The 19,358-nt window shown below is 42.4% G+C and carries 16 protein-coding genes and 1 tRNA gene; 5 read left to right on the top strand and 12 right to left on the bottom strand.

What is annotated here, in order from left to right:
- The first annotated feature begins 17 nt into the window (after positions 1-17).
- The gene (locus FSB84_RS07620; RefSeq protein ID WP_130542123.1) at positions 18-1,271 is read left to right on the top strand and encodes a YaiO family outer membrane beta-barrel protein; all 1,254 of its coding nucleotides are present in this window, start codon (positions 18-20) and stop codon (positions 1,269-1,271) included.
- Positions 1,272-1,283: 12 nt separating this feature from the next.
- Positions 1,284-2,444 carry a hypothetical protein gene (locus FSB84_RS07615; protein WP_207234280.1) on the top strand — a complete coding sequence of 387 codons (1,161 nt, stop codon included), beginning with the start codon at positions 1,284-1,286 and terminating at the stop codon, positions 2,442-2,444.
- A 33-nt stretch (positions 2,445-2,477) separates the two neighbouring features.
- Here the strand turns inward: FSB84_RS07615 and FSB84_RS07610 are convergent, their stop codons facing one another.
- The 7 genes from FSB84_RS07610 to FSB84_RS07580 all read right to left on the bottom strand — a co-directional run bounded on the left by FSB84_RS07610 (position 2,478) and on the right by FSB84_RS07580 (position 11,597).
- The gene (locus FSB84_RS07610) at positions 2,478-2,777 is read right to left on the bottom strand and encodes a hypothetical protein (RefSeq protein WP_130542124.1); all 300 of its coding nucleotides are present in this window, start codon (positions 2,775-2,777) and stop codon (positions 2,478-2,480) included.
- Positions 2,778-2,807: 30 nt separating this feature from the next.
- Positions 2,808-3,374, bottom strand: a complete 567-nt coding sequence (locus FSB84_RS07605; protein ID WP_130542125.1) for a hypothetical protein — start codon at positions 3,372-3,374, stop codon at positions 2,808-2,810.
- A 170-nt stretch (positions 3,375-3,544) separates the two neighbouring features.
- Entirely contained in the window at positions 3,545-5,611 is a 2,067-nt protein-coding gene (locus FSB84_RS07600) for an LTA synthase family protein (protein WP_130542126.1), read from the bottom strand.
- The gene (locus FSB84_RS07595) at positions 5,598-7,061 is read right to left on the bottom strand and encodes a glycosyltransferase family 2 protein (RefSeq protein WP_130542127.1); all 1,464 of its coding nucleotides are present in this window, start codon (positions 7,059-7,061) and stop codon (positions 5,598-5,600) included. The genes FSB84_RS07600 and FSB84_RS07595 overlap by 14 nt, the downstream gene beginning before the upstream one ends.
- Positions 7,058-8,143 carry a HEAT repeat domain-containing protein gene (locus tag FSB84_RS07590; protein ID WP_130542128.1) on the bottom strand — a complete coding sequence of 362 codons (1,086 nt, stop codon included), beginning with the start codon at positions 8,141-8,143 and terminating at the stop codon, positions 7,058-7,060. The genes FSB84_RS07595 and FSB84_RS07590 overlap by 4 nt, the downstream gene beginning before the upstream one ends.
- Before the next feature lie 66 nt (positions 8,144-8,209).
- Positions 8,210-8,575: a response regulator transcription factor gene (locus FSB84_RS07585; RefSeq protein WP_130542129.1), complete on the bottom strand. Its 366-nt coding sequence runs from the start codon at positions 8,573-8,575 to the stop codon at positions 8,210-8,212.
- A 34-nt stretch (positions 8,576-8,609) separates the two neighbouring features.
- The gene (locus FSB84_RS07580) at positions 8,610-11,597 is read right to left on the bottom strand and encodes a PAS domain S-box protein (protein WP_130542130.1); all 2,988 of its coding nucleotides are present in this window, start codon (positions 11,595-11,597) and stop codon (positions 8,610-8,612) included.
- Positions 11,598-11,792: 195 nt separating this feature from the next.
- Between FSB84_RS07580 and FSB84_RS07575 the strand changes: the two genes are divergently transcribed.
- A tRNA-Asn gene (locus FSB84_RS07575) sits at positions 11,793-11,866 on the top strand.
- Between the two features lie 162 nt (positions 11,867-12,028).
- Here the strand turns inward: FSB84_RS07575 and FSB84_RS07570 are convergent.
- From FSB84_RS07570 to FSB84_RS07555, 4 genes are all read right to left on the bottom strand, one after another.
- Positions 12,029-12,460 carry a protein-export chaperone SecB gene (locus FSB84_RS07570; protein ID WP_130542131.1) on the bottom strand — a complete coding sequence of 144 codons (432 nt, stop codon included), beginning with the start codon at positions 12,458-12,460 and terminating at the stop codon, positions 12,029-12,031.
- A complete protein-coding gene (locus FSB84_RS07565; RefSeq protein WP_147122087.1) occupies positions 12,451-12,729 on the bottom strand; it encodes a hypothetical protein in 279 nt (92 codons plus the stop codon). The genes FSB84_RS07570 and FSB84_RS07565 overlap by 10 nt, the downstream gene beginning before the upstream one ends.
- Positions 12,730-12,739: 10 nt before the next feature.
- Positions 12,740-13,243 (bottom strand): hypothetical protein, encoded by a 504-nt coding sequence (locus FSB84_RS07560; protein ID WP_130542133.1) that lies wholly within the window; start codon positions 13,241-13,243, stop codon positions 12,740-12,742.
- A gap of 211 nt (positions 13,244-13,454) precedes the next feature.
- A complete protein-coding gene (locus tag FSB84_RS07555; protein WP_130542134.1) occupies positions 13,455-15,230 on the bottom strand; it encodes an ATP-dependent nuclease in 1,776 nt (591 codons plus the stop codon).
- Positions 15,231-16,179: 949 nt separating this feature from the next.
- Between FSB84_RS07555 and FSB84_RS07550 the strand changes: the two genes are divergently transcribed.
- Together FSB84_RS07550 and FSB84_RS07545 are read left to right on the top strand one after the other, a co-directional pair.
- Positions 16,180-17,001: a hypothetical protein gene (locus tag FSB84_RS07550; RefSeq protein WP_165434915.1), complete on the top strand. Its 822-nt coding sequence runs from the start codon at positions 16,180-16,182 to the stop codon at positions 16,999-17,001.
- 161 nt (positions 17,002-17,162) lie between these two features.
- Complete coding sequence (locus FSB84_RS07545) at positions 17,163-18,062, top strand: GTP pyrophosphokinase (protein ID WP_130542135.1); 900 nt, start codon at positions 17,163-17,165, stop codon at positions 18,060-18,062.
- 33 nt (positions 18,063-18,095) lie between these two features.
- Here the strand turns inward: FSB84_RS07545 and FSB84_RS07540 are convergent, their stop codons facing one another.
- On the bottom strand, positions 18,096-19,319 hold the full coding sequence (locus FSB84_RS07540) for a hypothetical protein (protein ID WP_130542136.1): 1,224 nt from the start codon (positions 19,317-19,319) through the stop codon (positions 18,096-18,098).
- Positions 19,320-19,358 lie beyond the last annotated feature (39 nt).

Raw genomic sequence — 19,358 nt, 5'->3', positions numbered from 1 at the left:
TATAACGGAAATTTCCGATGATCCTGAAAAAACTATTCGTACCGGCTTTCCTCATAGCCACCGCTATCCTGCATGCGCATACGCTGACAGCCCAGGAGAAATTATCTTCCGATGAGCTTTTAGTGCAGGCGCGCAGCGCAGCCTTTCAGCAAAAAGATTATCCCAAAGCCATCGCGCTTTGCCAGCAGGCATTGAGCCAGAGCCCGGGTTATACAGATATCCGGGTATTCCTCGGTCGACTTTATTTCTGGAGCGATAAAGAAGACAGCTCCCGAATCACACTCGATCAGGCGCTGCGCGAAAACCCTTCGCATGAAGATGCAGCCGTTGCTGCAGCCAGTATCGCCTACTTCACCAACCGATACAAAGAAGGACTGGCCTATTGCGAAACCGGCCTGCAACACCATCCGCGTTCCCCTGACCTGATGCTGCAAAAAGCAAAGATCCTTACCGCCATGCGCGACTACAAACCCGCAGCGCGTCTCGCGGATTCCCTGCTCACCATCGATCCAAAGAACACAGAAGCACGCGCCCTCTCCGGCAGGATCCGCGACTATGCCGCATCTAACAGGATCGGTATCTCTTACGACTATACGCATTTCGATAAACAGTTCTCAGATCCCTGGCACCTCATCAGTCTGGATTATGGCCGTCAGACAAAATATGGCTCCATCATTGGTCGGGTCAATTATACCAATCGATTCAAAACCGATGGTGTTCAGTTTGAGGTAGACGCCTATCCCAGCATCGCCAAAAACTTTTACGCTTATGTGAACTTCGGCTACTCAGCGGATGATGTAGTGTTCCCCAAATACCGCGGCGGTTTTTCGCTCTATGCCAACCTGCCCAAAAGTTTTGAAGCAGACCTCGGTTTCCGCTACCTCAACTTCGGTAACGATACCTGGATCTACACCGGTTCTATTGGCAAATACTACAAAAGCTTTTGGTTCAATCTCCGCGCTTATGTAACGCCCGACGATGACCGCATCTCGCATTCCTACTCCTTCACCACCCGTTACTACCTGGGAGGCGCAGACGATTTTCTGCACTTGTCGCTCGGCTATGGGATCTCACCGGATGATCGTACTCAGGCCATCCAGCTCAACAACAATTACAAACTGCTCACCAACCGGATCTCCGGCGGATATCGGTTTACTCACAGGAAACTCAATGTATTCCTGATCAATGCCGGTTTTGCGCGCGTGGAATACCTGCCCAAAACAAAAGACAATCAATTCACAGCCGGTATCGGCTACCAGAGAAGATTCTAAATTTTCGATCCCTTGAAAAAGAGAACCAGGAATATATTGATCATTGTTGCGCTGATTGTACTACTCCCACTTTGGATGTGGATCGCCTGGCTATGCACGCCCAAAAAGAAAATGGTGATCGCCATTGTAGACAAGACCGAGATCAGCAGAAAAGGACAGGAACATATCTCCCTCACCTGGGTGCTGAACCAGGAGCGCTACACCAAAACCAGTAAAAAAGCCTACGGCGTTTCCAACGATTATTTTGGATTTTTTCCAAAACAAGGCGAGAACTTCCGCATCAAAGGACTGGAAAGATTCACTCCGCAGCAACTGGACCAGCTCAGCGAAGATGCCCAGGCCGCCTACTTCACCGACACCTACGGCGTATTCAGCAATGAATGGTTCAGTGGAAAAAATGTAACCGAGCGCAGCGGCATCGTATATGGCGGCATGAGCAAGGAAGATATCGGGCTGCTGCAAAGGATGAAAGACAAACACAAGCTCATCATCACGGAATTCAATACCATTGGGTCTCCTACGGCTCTCGAGATCCGCCAGCAGTTCGAGCAACTATTCGCCATGCGCTGGACGGGATGGATCGGCCGGTATTTCGAGAACCTGGACACCGCCCTGAACAAAGAACTCCCGCATTGGCTGATCAGCAATTACCTGCAACAACACAATAACCAATGGCCCTTCAAGAAAGACGGAGTGGCTTTTGTGAGCGATAAAGATGAGATCGTGATCCTGGAAGCGGGTACGCATCTGGGTGAGGCAGTGCCGCATATCGTTACCGGAATAAAAGGACAAACGGTTTATGGTCTTCCCGAATCCATGAAATACGCTTTCTGGTTCGATGTGATCAATACCGATACCACTATCAATGAAGTGATCGCGCATTTCAAAGTGGATGCGAATGAAGCAGGAATGAAACTGCTGAAAGAAAAGAATATCCCGGCCAGCTTTCCCGCTGTAACGCAACATATCCGTCAGGATTACAAATTCTATTATTTCTCCGCAGATTTTTGCGATAACCCGGTAAGCATGACCAGCTCTTATTTCAGAGGCGTCAACTATTTCAGCTGGTTGTTCTATGATTCCAGCGACCCGATGGAAAGGAAAAGTTTCTTCTGGAATTATTACCGTCCGTTAATGACTACCATTCTTGATGACTTATATCGCGGGCAGTAGCTATTAGCATTACAGCCTTATTAAATCATCGTCCTATTTCCCATCTTTTGATTCATCCTCATCCATTGGGTCTGGTAATTCTTCATGACTCACATCGGTAACAATCATAATGGAATAAAATTCCGAGAAGACTGATTCAAAGGCTTGAAACAAATCTTCAGGTAAGAAATTCCTTTCATAAAAGCTCCTATACTGGGCTTCAGAAATATTGAGCTTGCTCGCAATCAAGCTATCTGATATATCTGTGTTTTGCTTATGGGCATTTTGTTTGATGTGGATAACAGCATCAACGAACAACATTCTTGCAGGCCGATATGTTTTTTCGGAAGCCATACTTTCAGTTTTATTTCCTGATCATCCCGACTATGGATGATACGTGACCTTACTATATGAATATTGTCTTGTCCTGGGAGTTCCCCCGGGATATTGATAATAACAATTGATATAGAAAGTACGGTATACGCTAAATGCATAGGCAGGCAAAGGAGTGAGCAGCGACCACGTGTGTCCTATCACCGCGCTGGTTCTGGATGCACCATCTGAGCGAAACGATACAGGATTCAGCAAATAAGTATAAGCATGATTCACCTGTATGATCTCTAATGTATTCAAGTCAACAACATACTCTGTTTCATATTTCATTTGAAAGTTTCCGAAGGAGGGGCCATCTAAATCTACATCTGACAACTCATCCAAATCATATCCGATTTGGGTAGAATTTGTTGTTACTTTCCCTTTGCTCGATTCAGGTTTCTTAATAATCTTTTTCTTGCCATCAGGGTAAATTAATGTGCGGATCCCAGCGCTGTCCACTTCTTTTATTACCATCGTTTGGACTTGTGGGGAAATGATATCTTCTGACGTAGTTTTCTTGGAACAGGAAACGAAGAAAATAATAGCAGAGAACAGAATGTAAGAGATCTTATTCATAAGTAAGGTTTAGGATTTGAGAATCGAGTACTATTCGACATAAGTTACAAAAAAACAGGAAAAGCAAAATGAAAATCCAGACTATTTTTCAGACGGATAAATCAGTTTTTTAAGTAATGGGACTGTTCATTACTCAAGCGACTGCCAACATGTTGAGTAATTTTATCTTGTTACGGCTTCCAGTTTTTGAATAATGTATCCGGGATCAGTGGCGCTCCCTGAATGAATTGCTGGTTCTTCTGGCGGAATTTGTCGAATGCGCCTTTTATACTTTCTATTATTGGCGTTTCTGTTACGCGATCTTCGTTGAGCGTATTGCTGAGTCGGAAGACATCAGTTCCATTTATATGATAATTCCCCATCACGTAATCTATCAGATCCGTTTTGGTTTGCATTAATGGAATAGAGTGGATATTACGGAAGCTGCGCGCCGTATCCAGACCACTACCCATCCAGCTTTGCATAGATGGGCCTTTGAGCGCGTAAGTGTTTTTGAGATAAGCCAGCAGGCTCGGGCCGATATCAAAATGTGTATTGAGTGATTGAAACCTGGCACTGCGCTGCAGCATGGGAGAGTACAGGATCAGCGGAACATGGTACCTGTCTATCTTGGTGATCATCGGGATCTCCGGCATGCGGTGGTCGCCCGTGATGAGGAAGATGGTATTGTTATAGTCCGGTAACTGTTTTGATTTTTCGAAAAACTGCTGCAGAGCATCGTCTGCATACAGGATGGACGCGAATTGCGCGCGATATTGTTTTCTTTCTGCTTTCTGTTGATCGGTCAGTTTCAGATCGTCCATGCGCTGGTCTACGCGTTGGTTGTACTTATCTTGCTCATTGATCAGGAATGGACTGTGTGTAGCCACTGTCAGCAATACTTGCAGCTTAGGCCCGCCAACAGGTTCTTTTTGCTGATCGGCATAATAATAACGGAACAGTTCTTTATCTCCATATCCCCAGGTGAAACCGTTCTGGGAGGGTAACTGCGCATAACCGGCAGGGAAAGTATTCTTGTCTTTTATCTTATCCACCTGCTGGTGTTTCAGGAAGATATTCATGTTATCGAAACTGGCGTCGCCGCAATAATAGAACCCAGTATGATAGCCATTCTTCTTCAGCAAACTCATCAGTGATAATTGCTGCGGCATATCATTCCCCAGTTCATTGAATCCATTTTTCCCGAATGGCAGCGAGCCGAGCACCGTTGGCAATACAGCAAAGGTTCTTCCGCCGCCACTCAAACAATTCTCCCAATACAGGCTGTGCTGCGATAATGAATCAACAAACGGCGTCCAGTTACCGAGGTAAGCGCCTTCGTTGGTGAAAGCGCGTCCCAGTCCTTCTACCAGGAGGATCACGATATTCGGAGGCGTAGCGGATTTTGATAAGAATGGCGATAACACATCTTCCGTACTGTCTGCATGCAGAAAAGGATATTCCTTTTCATCGATATAATTGAATGATGCCAGCAGATCCTCTCCGGTATTCTCTCCGTAATCCCCGATATATGAATCCGCATAGATATCCGTTTCCTGTTCTTCCGGGAAGAAATGACCCACGGATGCCGAGAGGAAATAATCCAGTTTATTCCTCGATAAATTATTATCGTACTCAACAGAAAAAATATGTGGCGTGAAGGCTGAAGCATAGGCCAGGAAAGAAGTAGAGACGATCAACAAACAAATAACGAAAGATGAAACCCGCCCGGGCCTTATCTTTTTACCCATCCATAATAAGCCGAACACGATGCCTGCTACAAATATGATCAGCAGCAGCGCCGTCCACACGTTGAGTTTTCCTGAAGCTCCTACCGTGAGTTTGATCTCATTCCAGCTGTACCCGTACAGGTCTGCGCCGAGCGGCACCAGCGTGCTGTTGAAATACTGGATCAGCATGAGATAGCCGAGAATGGCCAGCACCGCCAGCACCCGATAAACAATAGTAGCAACTCGGAGAGATACAAAACAGAACAGTGCAAATACAACCAGCAACACCAAACTCATCTTGCAGAAGAACACGAAATCATTCACAATGATATTGAGAAAAAAGATAAATCCTTCCTGCGGGAACTGGTGACTAACGCCATTCCAGATCCACTCCAGCATCCTCAATACAAACAACACGATAAACGTGCTCAGCGACAAAGACGCAAAGCGACGCAGCGCTATTGTCCATTTTCCTGTTGTAGCGTTTTCTATTTTTTCCTGAGCTGGTAACGATTCAACTGTTGCCATGTTTGGGTGGAATTGGATTTACTTTATTGGCATTGGCTCCTGCGAAACCTTGTCGGGTCATTTCGCCCCAGGCGTTCTTTTTCCTTGCCAGGTCGATATTGCCTTTGATGGCCGACCATACCACGAAAGGATGGAAGAAGAAAGGCTCTATCAATGCCGTGAGGAAGAGGCTCAATACCTCTGATCGTTTTTTGTATTGATTGTAGGTGATTACTTCCATGAAGATCGCGAACACAGAATACGTGAAGCCGAATGCCGCAATGAAAAAGAGCAATGCGAAGAAAAAATTCCAGTCTACCAGTCCGAGCGAAGCAAACACCAGGAACACGAGCATCCCGAATGCTTCAATCAGCGGCGCGAGGAATTCAAAGAAGAACCAGTAAGGATAGCTGAGCATGCCGAGCAGTCCGTATCGGGGGTTGAAGAAGATCTTTTTATGGAAGCCAAGTGTTTCGATGGTGCCGCGTGTCCAGCGGTTGCGTTGCCGGCCAAGGATCTTGAAGGATGCCGGTGCTTCGGTCCAGCAAAGCGGATCGGGGATATAAGTGACTTTGTAAGGGATCTTTTGTTCTTCCATGTATCGGCGCATGCGCACTACCAGTTCCATATCTTCCCCGACTGTATTGTGATTGTAGCCTCCGGCCTTGATCACGATCTCGCGGTCAAAGGCGCCGAAGGCGCCGGAGATCAGGAGCAGCCCGTTCAGCCTGCTCCAGGCCATACGGCCTAACAAAAATGCGCGGATATACTCCAGCGTTTGCACGCGTGGTAAGAATTGTTTCGGGAGATGCACTTTCACCAGGCGTCCGCTTTCGATCTCGCAGGAATTCGCGATGCGCACAACACCGCCCGAAGCGATCACTCTTTTGTTGGTAGATTCCAGGAAGGGCTTGATCATTTTCAGTAATGCATTTTCTTCCAGGATGCAATCCACATCGATACAAACCACATAAGGCTTGGTGGCCAGGTTGATGCCTACATTCAGGGCATCGGCCTTACCTCCGTTCACTTTATCGATCACTACCAGTTTGCTGAACACCGGGTTCCTGCTCTTGTATACACCGCGAACAGGTTTGGTGGCGATCTGTTCGTGAATGAAGATGGGCACCTGTTCCAGCTGGTAAGCGTCGATGAGTAGTTGCAAACAATTATCCTTGCTGCCATCGTTCACTACCAGCAATTCCAGGTTGGGATAATACACGCTTAACAAAGAGCGCACATTCTCAACAATGGTGGCGCTTTCATTGTAAGCCGGTGCGATGATAGAAATACCCGGTGTTTCCGATGATACCGCCAGCAGAGAATAATCTGTAAAACTATTCTTGTGCAGGTATTTCCTGGTTTCGCCGATGCTATACACACCGATGAACAAATAGAAAAAGATCAGCACCACGGAATAACCGAGGATGCCGTAGGTAAGTATATCGAATATGACTTGTTGCCAACTCATGCGCGCATTTCATTTTCAAGTTGTGCAAGAATAGTGTTCCAGGAATGGTCTGTAATGGCTTTCTGTTGCAGTACCTGGCTGGCGGCCGCTGTGCATTGCAGTAAGGAACGGGCCGCTTCCATGCGGATGGCGGGGTCAGGGTGATTGGTCTCGCCCACGAGAAAGGGCGCTACATCTTCCGCACCGATCTTTCCGAGTGTTTTCAATGCTTCGAGCTTGTTATGCCAGGTTTCGACGGGGTATTGTTCGATGATGAAAGCGGCTGTGTCTTCCCGGTAGATATTCGCCAGGGTTTTGATGGCCTGTTGTCTTATTTCCGGTTCAATGCGTTGGAGACATTTGATCACGAGATCATGTTGTTCATATCTCCTGAAACTGCCGATCAGCTTGAGCGCAAAGATAACTACCGACTTATTCCCTGAATGCAGCCATCTTTCTATTCCCTGGAACTCCGCGACTGGCAGGGACTCCAGCAGGTAGAGTAGGTTGATCTGCTGCCATTCGGAGATCTGGTAGGTGGCGGAGTTGAGGAAACGAAGACTGGCGAAGCCCAGCAGTCTAACGATGCCGGCCTGAGCTTCCATGCGCACATGTTCATTGGAATGGTCGGTAAGGCGGTAAATGCTTTTCCAGTATTGTCGTTGACCCATGAGCGATAGTTCCTGGATGCCTTTGGCTTTTTTATGCCATTTGTAGCTGTGGAGTTTTTGTTCCGAATCCAGTTGCAGTTGCAGGGAAGTGTAGAGTTGTTGGATGGTTTGCGCGGCTTGTCCGGAGAGATTCTTGCGCGCGAGCACCAGCTCATTGATGATCACTTTCCGGTTGTATGAGTCTTTACATTTTTGCTGCAGTTCATCGAAGCCCGGCAGGCGGAGGTTGGTCTCTTCCGTATCCATGGATTCGAGAATGCTCTGGCTGATATAAGGATCCACCAGTTGTTTGATACGCGCTTTCTGATTGCGGAATTTATTCCTCCTGGAGCTGTAGTAGAAACAGTACAGTATGGTGACGCCGGCAGCTATCAGGCAGAGTATGCCCAGATAGAATAGCTGTTCGGGCCGGATGAACCGGGCAAATAGCAAGGTATCGGCAATAATGGTTTTAATAAGGATCTCGATTATGGTGAACGATCAGATTTCTGTAAATCATTACATCGTCTTTCCAAAAAGACGTTTTACGCGTAAGCTCAGTTCGTTTGGACTGAAAGGTTTGTTCAGGAAATCATCGGCGCCCAGCTTGAATGCTTTCACAACAACGTCTTCCTGCCCCATGGCGGAGAGGATGATCACGGGAATGGGACTCGATAATTCCTGTTTCACGGCGCCCACCAGTTCCAGTCCTGATGAATAGGGCATCATGATATCTGTGATCAGCAGGTCCGGTGTATTTTCCCTGATCTGTTTCAGGGCTTCCCTGCCGTCGGATACTGCTATTACGTCGTAACCATCCTTTTTCAGTCGAAGCTCGATCGTCTTCAGCATAATGGGTTCGTCTTCTGCAACTAAAATCTTCATGTTCTCTGTTTTCAAAAAAAGTACAAAATAGTTATCAGGCTGTTTCTTTCTCTATGGCCGTTTTGATGCGGGGCATTACTTCTATGATATAGGCCGAGGCTTCTTCTATCATCGGCAACACTGATGCCAGGTTCATTTGTTGTTTGGCATTGTGTTCGATAGTGCCCATTATGCCCAGCATTCCTTTCACTTGAATCACGGCCAGACTGCTTTTCAGTTTATGCGCCTGTTCATATACGGTTTTCCAGTCTTTTTTGATTGCGGCCTGTTTTAAATTTTCCAGTCCGGGTGGCAGGGTGGCTTCGAAGAGCTCGTAGACCATCCTGATGCTTTCGGCATCGCCCAACTGCAGCAGTTCAGAAATATTGAACTCTGAGTAATTCGACATATCCGCTTCGTATGGAATATATTCTTCGGGCGACTGATTGATCAGCAGGTATCTTTCCAGGCTGTTGTATAATTCCTGTTGTGAGATGGGCTTGGTGATGTATGCGTCTGCGCCGGCATCCAGACAACGTTGCTGTTCCGATTTTTGTGCGGCGGCGGTGAGCATTACAACGGGCGTGGTGAGCTTGAGGTCTTTGCGGATGCAGATTGTGGCCTGGAGGCCGTCCATCACCGGCATGTGAAGATCCATGAACACCATGTCTGTATCGCGGTTCTTGCTGAGCCATTCCACTGCTGCGCTGCCATCGCCTGCGATGCTTACATCGATATTGAACTTTTGCAGGTTGAGCTGAAGTACGCGCTGGTTCACTTCATTATCTTCTACGATCAGTACTTTCTTTCCGCTGAAAGCATGACTGGGATCGATGATAGCATCAGTTTGCTGAAGCGTATGCTGCACCTGATCTTCATTTGCGATCTGGTAGGGGATAGTGATGGAGAAAGTGGTGCCGGCATTGGGTTGACTGGTTACGTAGATAGTTCCTCCCTGTATTTCCACCAGCTTTTTGGTGATAGCAAGACCGAGCCCTGTGCCGCCGTATTTGCGGGTGGTGTCAGAACTGGCCTGGGAGAAGCTTTCAAAGATATAGTTGAGTTGTTCGTGTTTGATGCCGATGCCTGAATCGCTGATGCGGAGCGAGACCCAGGCTGTTTCGTTTTCCATTTTTTCCAGGTCAACCTCCATTGTTACGAATCCTTTTTCTGTAAACTTGAATGCGTTGCTGAGGAGATTGTTGAGTACCTGGTTGAGACGATAGGGATCGCCGGTGAGGAATCTCGGAACATCGGGATAAAGAGAAACCGAGAATCCGATACTCTTTTCGGCGGCTTTGATTTCGAATGTGGCTATTAATGGCTGTATGATGGAATCGAGATCGAAAGCGATCTGTTCCAGAGAAATTTTTCCTGCTTTGATCTTTGAGAGATCGAGGATATCATTGATGAGTACCATGAGATTTTCGGAGGATTGCCGAATGATCTCGAGGTATTCTTTCTGGTGTCTTTGAAGTGGTGTCTGGATAAGGAGGTTGCTCATGCCGATGATGCCGTTCATGGGCGTGCGGATCTCGTGGCTCATGTTGGCGAGGAACTGCTCCTGCAGGAGTTCGGCGGATTCTGCTTTTGTGCGTGCTTCGATGAGGTCCTGGCGGTAGCGCACCATTTCCGAGATGTCTTTCATGAAGCCGCTGACGCCGAAGATCTCATTGTATTTATCGAAGAGCGGGAACTTGACGGTTAGCAGGTGATGGTCGCCGTCAGGAAGTTTGAGAACGTCTTCGAGTTCAACGGAGGCGCCGGTTTTGATCACTTCCAGGTCTGCATCCTGGTATTTGGTGACGGTGTCCTGTGTTTGTCTGGGTATATCATTGTGGAGTTCCTGTACTGTTTTTCCGATTACATCTTCGTCTGTTAGTCTGAATACTTCCTTGAATTGTTTGTTGACGAGGGTGTAGCGGCCTTTGAGGTCTTTGATGTAAATGATAAGCGGGGTATTGTCGAGGATGGCCTGGATGCGGAACTGCACTTCGTTCTTTTCTTCTTCGGCCTTTCTGAGTTTTTGTTCTACACGGGTGCGTTCTGTTACATCTTTTACCACGCATTGGAAGCCCTGGATGATATTGTTTTTTTCCAGGAGGATAGCGTCTTGCTCCACCCATTTCATTTCACTGCTTTTGTGGATGATGGGGAAGACGAGCGTGGTTTCGCGGATATGGTTGGTGAACTGGTTGTAATATTTTTCGGAGACGATGGGCACCCAGTCCTGCGGGATGAGGGTAGTGAAATGTTTGCCGAGCAGTTCTTCCGGAGTGAAGCCGGTGAGGGCTTCCACCTGGCTGCTGATGAAGGTGAAGTGTCCTGATTGATCGGCTGTATAGTTGATGACGCCTGCGTTCTCCACGAACTGGCGGTAACGGGTCTCGCTTTCTATGAGCTGGTTTTCGGTTTTCTTGCGAAGCTTGATATCGCGAATGAGTTTCAGACAGATGCCCCAGATGAAGATGGTGATGATCAGGGAACCGATAAGACTTCTGTTGAAAGATGATTCGGCTACTTCTTTGCTGTGGCCGATGCGATCCTGCAGGAGTTTGTGTTCCACCATTTTCATTTCGGTGATGGCGGCGTTGAGCTGGTCTGTGATCTTTTTTCCCGTGAGACTGGAGACGAGTGCGTTGGCGGAATCCGGATTGGTAGTTTTGATCTGGATGAGATTTGTATGATGTCCCAGCTTTTGTTCAACGAGCGACTGGACTTTTTTGAGTCTGGCCGCTTGTTGGGAATTGTCTTTAAGCAGACCGTGCGTATGCTGGAGGGTAGCGAGTACTTTTTTGTTGTTGTTGGGGATATCCCAGATGAAGATATCGTTTCCGGAGATGGTGTAACCGCGGACCGAAGATTCTTCGGAGAGGATGGTGTTATAGATAATGTCGAGTTGCCGGATCACTTCATTGGTGTGATTGATCCAGTTCTGGGTTTGTTTTACGCGTTGACTGTCTTTCCAGGAAGTGAAGAGGAAAAGGACGACCCCTACCACGGCGAAAAGCAGTACAAATAATATTGGACGATACGTCTTCATGGGATATTATGATACCTGAGGAAGGTTGAGCCTAAAGTATTATATACTAAGTTAGTATAAAAAAAATTGCCATATTTAGCGGCGTGAAAAATTATTTGGAAAAAATTGGAAATGAGTTTTGTTGGAAAGTAAAAATCCCTATTTTTGCAACCCCTTACAGAGAGAACGAAAGTTAAAGATGTAAGGAATGGATAATCCTCCTTAGCTCAGTTGGTTAGAGCATCTGACTGTTAATCAGAGGGTCGCTGGTTCAAGTCCAGCAGGGGGAGCAAGCATGACAAAAGGGTTTCAAATGAAACCCTTTTTCTTTTTACTTGATCCACTCGTGTAACTTGTTTTTGGAGCAGATTGATATAAATGTCTCGTCATTCAGACTTTCAGAAATTTACTTCTGAATGCCATACGAATAGACAACCATTTGAGTTTGCTGATTATTCTACAACACTTGGTTTATGCTCCTTAAGCTCTCCTTGAAAAAACTGAGTAGGCAAAATAATAGGCGAAACAATTCCCCCTAAATTTGAAGTGAAAGTGGATATAAACGCTCTTAAATAAGGAAACATTATAGCTGGAGCATTTGCATTAACAAGTGATTTACGGAAATCTTGGTCACTAGTGCTCCCCTCTGTTTCAACCAAAAAATTACCGACAGAATGAACAGTAAGCGATAATTCTTCTTTATGAGAAATCGAAACAGTCATTAAGATAGAAAATGCGTTCGTATTATCCTCAGGGTAGAAAACTGTTGGCTCGATATTAATATTAAGAGACTTCTCCTTTGTGATCTCTTGACTCGCCTTAAATTGGACATTTATTATATGAACACCAACGAATTTTAATTTAGGCTGAGGCTTTATTTCCATTTGGAGAATATATTAGGCTGCGCAAGAGTATAAATCGACATGAATATCCCCAAGTGCTGATCCGTATTATTTTGTCTTGCTAAATTAGAAGCTATACCTTGTGTATTAAGAGTACAAGATTCATCTTTTAAATTGGAAAACTTGCCTTCGCCTAACAAGTTTTTGTATTTCTCAACCTTCTGGTCAAGATACCAATTTAGAATAGATTCATCCGTTTCGTTCTCTAAAAGAGAATCAATTTGAGCTTGCAATTTATTCAAGTCTACCATAATCAATCATTTACACACATGGGCAATCATATCTCAACGCAAAGTTAGTAATTATTTTGTGATCAAAAACTCCTAGTTGAATTCGTTTCTTATAATGAAAATCTTTTATGTTTGATTTTTTACTAGAAATATCTTGAAACATTATCCCTTGGAATTGAGTCCAAATGTTTTTTTCAGTAAAATATTTGTTCACTAGCGCAAGCGTGATTTCTTCTATACCAGCCTTAGTAAACCGAGTTATAGCTTTTTCTATATTTTTAATCCAAAAATTATAATGCTCTTCATTGAAGACAGTATCCAAGATATTTTCACAAACTATATCTGCTTGATACACTTCAAAATAACCAGTTTTCCTTTTAGATGTAATACCCCAATAATGTGCATCATCTAGGCTATACCAAAAATAATATGCCTCGCCCAGCCAAGCATTCAAATAAGAGCAAATAATAGGTCCCTTTAGGAGTTCGGCCCTTTTCTCTTGGGTATGGAACATCTGCCTAACTAATTCGTTCATTGGAGCAGACAATAGATAAAATAATTAAAAAATCATGCCCGATAAAATCAAGAGATCAAACTTCTCAAAAAAAACAAATTAAACAAAGGGGCTTTTCACGGTTCTTAAAAAACTTGATTAAAGACAAAGGATGGTGGATTTAGAAATGGAGAATAAAGCCAAATTTAAGCCCCTCCTCAATACACACAATTCTTCTATAATTAACTGACTATCAAACGGAATTCCATTTATACGACAAGATTTCTTTTAAATAAGCAATAATGGGGACAGAATTTATATGTTCACTATCGAAATTTGGCGATAATATATCGAGCCAGTAACGGTTCGCATTGTAAGGTTTTCCATGGCTTTCAAGAAGATTATTGGGATAACGTAACTCTGAATGTATTTCCTCCTTTGAGTGCGCAACCTCGAAGGTGGTATCATGAACACGAAGTAGGCCACCTATCTTTGGATCATAATTACAATTCTCCCAATGCTCATTGTAAATAGAGCTTTGAATTCCTTTATCGAAAACTGGATTAGTGAAATTATCCAGCGATCGAATTTCTTGGCTATCAGTATCGCAGATAATGTGACTCTTAATTGCAAACTTTCTATATACTTTTTGATAGAAGGGAATGTTGTTCACTGTACCACAATTCACAATAAAAAGATCTTTTGAGGGAGGAAGACGTTGCAAGATTCCCCTAATCAAAATTTCTTCAGTTGGCCCTTCAACAAGTAGCACTTCATCTGCATAGAAAGATTCACAGATATGGGGATTAAACCGAAGAACCTCATACATTGCCTGCTTTAAATCTTCAAAACTTCTAGCCCCATTGGCTTCTTGTAAATCTCCGTCGCTAATTTGATACAACTTCGTCCCTGATTCTACCTTGACCATTCGAATCAAAGTTGAATTCCGTTTAGAAATATCTATCATTTGAGGAGAATGTGAGGCGCACAGCACTTGGTAAGGATAATCTAAATCACTAACTGCGTATACCAATTCTCTCAAGCTTTTCAAGATTTTGGGATAGAGAAATAATTCAGGCTCCTCAAACAATATTAAATATTCTTTTCTGTCAGCATGCCTAGGTAACTCTTCAGCTATATCTCGCATTAATAAAAGCGAAAAAATAGCGCTTCTCACTGCCCCATGACCTATTGTATTGTATGAGCTTGGAGTAGACTCATCAAGTGACCCGTCTGAATTTTGTTTTTTAAACTCTACGTTGAATTTTTTTCCGAATTTATCCTCAGTCCATTTGACCTTATCAGAATCAGCAATTTCAATCAATGTATCCGGAAAAAGCAGCTGGAAATGTTTATTAACCTCCTCTTTATAGCGATCTATTGATACAGGGTTATACATCTTTGCCTGTAACTCACGCACTCTTTTCTGAGCCTCATTCAATTCGGCAAACTCCTTCTCATTAAGCTTAGATTTAGCCTTACTCGCCAAAATTTCGTTAACAACATTTTCAACTTCTTGCTCAGTTGGCATAGCCTTAATAAGTATAGGTGTTGGCATCAGAGTTTGAAAAACCTGAATAAGGCCTATACTCCCGAATGCACTATTATCCCACTTCCCGCCTGCAGGGTTAAATGTTTGGTCGGTAGCCTTGCTAATTGAGGGTTTATCCTTAATAATAGATAGTGAATAAGTCCTTTTTATTCTTATTGTAGAATCATAATTAAGATACTCCCGGAATGAATCTAATTTTTTGGACTGCTTTTGCTCAATATACAGCAGATCGACTTCATCTACACCTAATTCAATTTCAAATTCTAAGACTCCATTCTCATCTCTTTTATGAAAATCATTTAGCGAAGGAACTTTGTCATTAAAAAAGAAATCATATGCTGCCAGAAATGTGGATTTACCTACATTATTCTGGCCGAAAATGAAGATTGTATTGGAACCACGAAAATTTATTTGATTGTTTTCTAATCCACCTGAAATTGCGCGAAAATTATTTACACCAAACTTGATTAGTTTCATTACCTACTGCATTAATTAAAGATTTGTCAATAAAGCCAACAGTTGCTATGGCAAATCAGATTTCCAATAGCAATAAATTTCAGACTATTACTAGCTGCTTGACTCTGATAGTGAAGTAGGTTGGGTGTAAGTCAATCAGATGGGCCGATTATGGAGATTGACTGTCGCAAAGTACACATCTTTCAAATAAAATAAAAATGATATTTGTCAATTTTGTAATGCCTGCCTTCTAAGAACCCAACGACAAGTTTACTTGTTGTGTTATTTGTGATCCGCTTGGAAACGGACGTCACTGCGTCATTCCGGCACACCAGCAAAAGCCTCCAATCCATGGATCACTTGGTTCAAAAACTGTCTATTTAGGGGAGCGGAAAATTAAGCAGTTATAACGATATGTTGTAACTGCTTTTTCATTTACGCACAACCAAAACTTTTTTTGTGCTGTGTGCGTGGGGGAAAAATATAGGAACCGACAGCTGGACTACTGCAATAGAATTGTTACATAAAATATCGTTACTCCTTCACAAGCCTGTATTTAATTCCGTTTCAAAATTTCGTACCTTTTCAAGTCTTCTTATTTAATAGCACCTCGGTGGTCCGAAGGCTGGTTAAAGGTGAAAAAGCTCTTTGTAGTATTACTATATGTTTTTTCTGATAGGAATGTATGCGAAACACTCGCATGATGAGATAATATCTTTACTTTCTAGTCACTCTTCTCATATCGAGCAGATACAAAAAACTGAAAAGGAGGGTAATATGAGAAAAACTCATGCAAACCATAATCATTATTATAGCTACATTAAGAAGACAACCCATAACAAGCCTCAACGGCATTTAATATAAAGCTTCCAAGTGGGAGCTTTATCATTTTAATTACCCCGCATTGTGGATATATGAGCCCTCACAAATGAAAAAATATTTTTAATTTTCAATCTTATGTATTTAGCAAATGTCAAAAATCTCAAACTTAGAAAAGTATAAGGCTGATATTAAAAAGCTAATTGACTTAGGGGATATGCTTTCCAATGCACTCCAGTACGAGTGTTATCCTGAAGAATTTGAAAAACAGGTCAAAAAAGCGTATGGAGAAGAAGAGTTTAAGAGATTTATGAAAATGTTGCCGTCTTTTAATGCTAAATATCAAACGTGGTACTCTGAATCAAGGTCTTTGATTAAGTTACTTTTACCGGATCGCGTTTCTGATTTTGTCAAACAATACGAAAAGCCAAAAACCGCTAGAAAAAGCATAGACTTTGAGAATTATGTTATCGAAGACTGTTTGCAAGGGTTAAGCGTTACAAAAGGATGGGAGAAAGAAAGAGTTGTAGGTCCTGAAGCTGCAATTCCCAGATTTACCCAGCAATTGAATATACTTAAGGCTACTCAAAAAAGATTTGAAAGTTCTTTATTTGATATAAAACAACTTGTACAGGCTGACTTATTTGATTCCGAATTAGGGGCAGCTAAAGAATTATCAAATAATAAATTTTATAGAGCGGCAGGCGCTCTTGCTGGGGTTGTTCTTGAAAAGCATTTGGGGCAAGTTTGTGAAAATCACAGCCTAACTCTGAGCAAAAAAAAACCTACAATTAATGATTTTAATGAATTGATTAAGCAAAATGATATAATTGATATTCCGCAATGGCGATTTATTCAGCATTTAGCGGATATCCGAAATTTGTGCGATCATAATAAAAAAACAGAACCGACGGAAACAGACATTGTGGACATGATCAGTGGTGTAGATAAGATCACAAAAACGGTATTTTGAGCTTTGAATAACATTGTATCGGAAATGGGAATTTTTTGAACTGGAACTATTCACAAAGCCTCTCAAATTGTATAAAAAGACTCCGGGGAATGAGGACTGTTTCCATTCTTTGAAATCAAACGCGCCATCCGCTTCCATAACAGAAGAATAAACTACGATTTATGACTGTTGAAGAAATTCAGGTTGAACATGCAAGCATTAGTGAATTATTGAATGATTTTGTTAAGGAAGTTATCAATCAAATGCGACATGCTGTAAAACATCGTAATATTAAACTTGCATTTCCAGTTGACGGAAGAGTGAAGTCACTAGTATCGACACTTGACAAAGTAAAAGATGGGAAGTTTACCCCAAAAACCAGTATAACAGAGATGCAAGACCTTGCTGGTATCAGATTTGTGACATTATACAAAAGTGAGATACCTGACATAGTTCGATTAGTAGAAGAACTTTTTCCAGATCACAAATCGTACAACACCAATGCCCGTTTTGGAAGCGATCAATTTGGTTATTCTTCTCTTCATTTTGTTGTCAGACCTCCCGAGGCGTGGAAGGCTGTTTCTCATTTGTCTCGCTTTGGGAGCCTCTCAACAGAAATACAGATAAGAACCCTTTCTGAACATATTTGGGCTGAATGTTCTCATTCACTAAACTACAAAAGCAGTCTAAACGTGCCGCCCGGTATTAAAAGGCCTCTACATCGCCTTTCTGCTTTGTTAGAGGTTGTAGATAGCGAATTGAGTCACATTAAGAAAAGCCACCAAGAATATACAAATATGATCGAGCGTTTGGATGTTCATAGTTTAATGCAAGAAGACTTAAATGTACTTACCTTTAAAAAGTTTATGATGGTTGTTTTATCTAAATATGCGCTTGTCGACGATGAACAATATGCCTTACTTAATAACACAATTGAAAAAGACTTTAATATCAAGCACCTCCCTTTCTTATTGGAAATTATTCAGAAATATTTTAAAGATATACCAGACAACCCTAACCTGAATCACGCACAAGTGATCGAAATCATACTTGCTAGATTTAAGGGGAACAATTACAGCTAATCTCTTTTGAAGTAATCTATTTCCAGTATTAGGTTAGCTGCCAAGAACATTAATATAATTCTGCCATTTATAATCATTAGAATATCGACCTACAGTGTCAAACAATGACTTTACAATCTGTTCTTTGGATGCTGGATTTCGAAGGGTTTCAAAGTATAATGCCAAAAGCTGGGTTGTAGTAATTAAGCAATGTTCACGACCTATAGCATATCGGAGCATTTGATCTGGAAAATCAGGCTGATTTCGTTCAATCAATGGAACGTCTCTATAAGTATTTACTAGTAATATGCCTTTAGGATCAACCCCTTTATTTTCCAAATATGTAGCTCTCCACTTCTCCAATTGAGCTGCATTTTTTTCACCAGCCGAATTTGTTAATCCCTTTATTTCAACAACAGCTATATCAGTTCCATATCTGACTATTAAATCATCTCGATTTCTTTCTGCCTGAAGAATTTCAAAACCAAGTTCCTTGAAAATTTCCTCAACTTTCTTTTCGAGCTCATTTCCTGAAGCAGTTATTAACTTTTTTTTCTCCCTTATTGCTTGGATATCTACTTCTGATTTTGCTAATTCATTTTGTAGGATTTCAATTTGCGAATTGAGTTGCTCTATCTTATTCTTGGCTTCATACTCACCTGGAAAAAAATATGTTTCAGTCCACTCAGGAAGTTTAAAGTTTTTTGAATCAAACCTTACTTTTATAATACACTCAAAGAGTTCAGATAGGAAATCTTTCTCTAATCGATCATCCTTTGATACTATCTGAGGTAAGAAAACTGCTTCATCTGTATAAAAAGCCAAAATTTTATTTGTATATGGTGTAACTGCTATTGGAGTACCAACTACATGTTTATAAAATCGGTCATAACCAAACCAAGTTTTGTATTTTTCTAGGAACTCAGTAAATGGAGTTTTTGGTATTACCGAAATCGTTTTTCCTGCTTCTGCTTCAGTTTCAAATTTTGGGACTGGTAAGATTTCACTATGATATTTGATTACGAATGTGTTATTTTCTGTGATTTCAACTCTATCCTTACTCGGAGCTAAATAAACTATAGGCACTTTTTTAAAAGCCATAAATTCAACTAGATGCTTCTTTCTATTATCAAACCAATCACGTCTTACATTTCTTGAAGCGCTAGCAATCTTATTTAAACTAATAACTAATGAATCATACTCCAAGAAAGTACTGCTTGAAAAAAAATCTATTTGAGTAACTTGTGAAAACTGAGTTCCGACTTGTGCAATTTTCATGATAGTCGCTTTCTAATTTATCTGAGGATTATTGATAAG

Origin of the sequence: Pseudobacter ginsenosidimutans (genome assembly GCF_007970185.1) — a bacterium.
Taxonomy (GTDB): domain Bacteria; phylum Bacteroidota; class Bacteroidia; order Chitinophagales; family Chitinophagaceae; genus Pseudobacter; species Pseudobacter ginsenosidimutans.
Note: the sequence above shows the minus strand (reverse complement) of the source record. Positions and strands in the feature narration are given on the sequence as shown.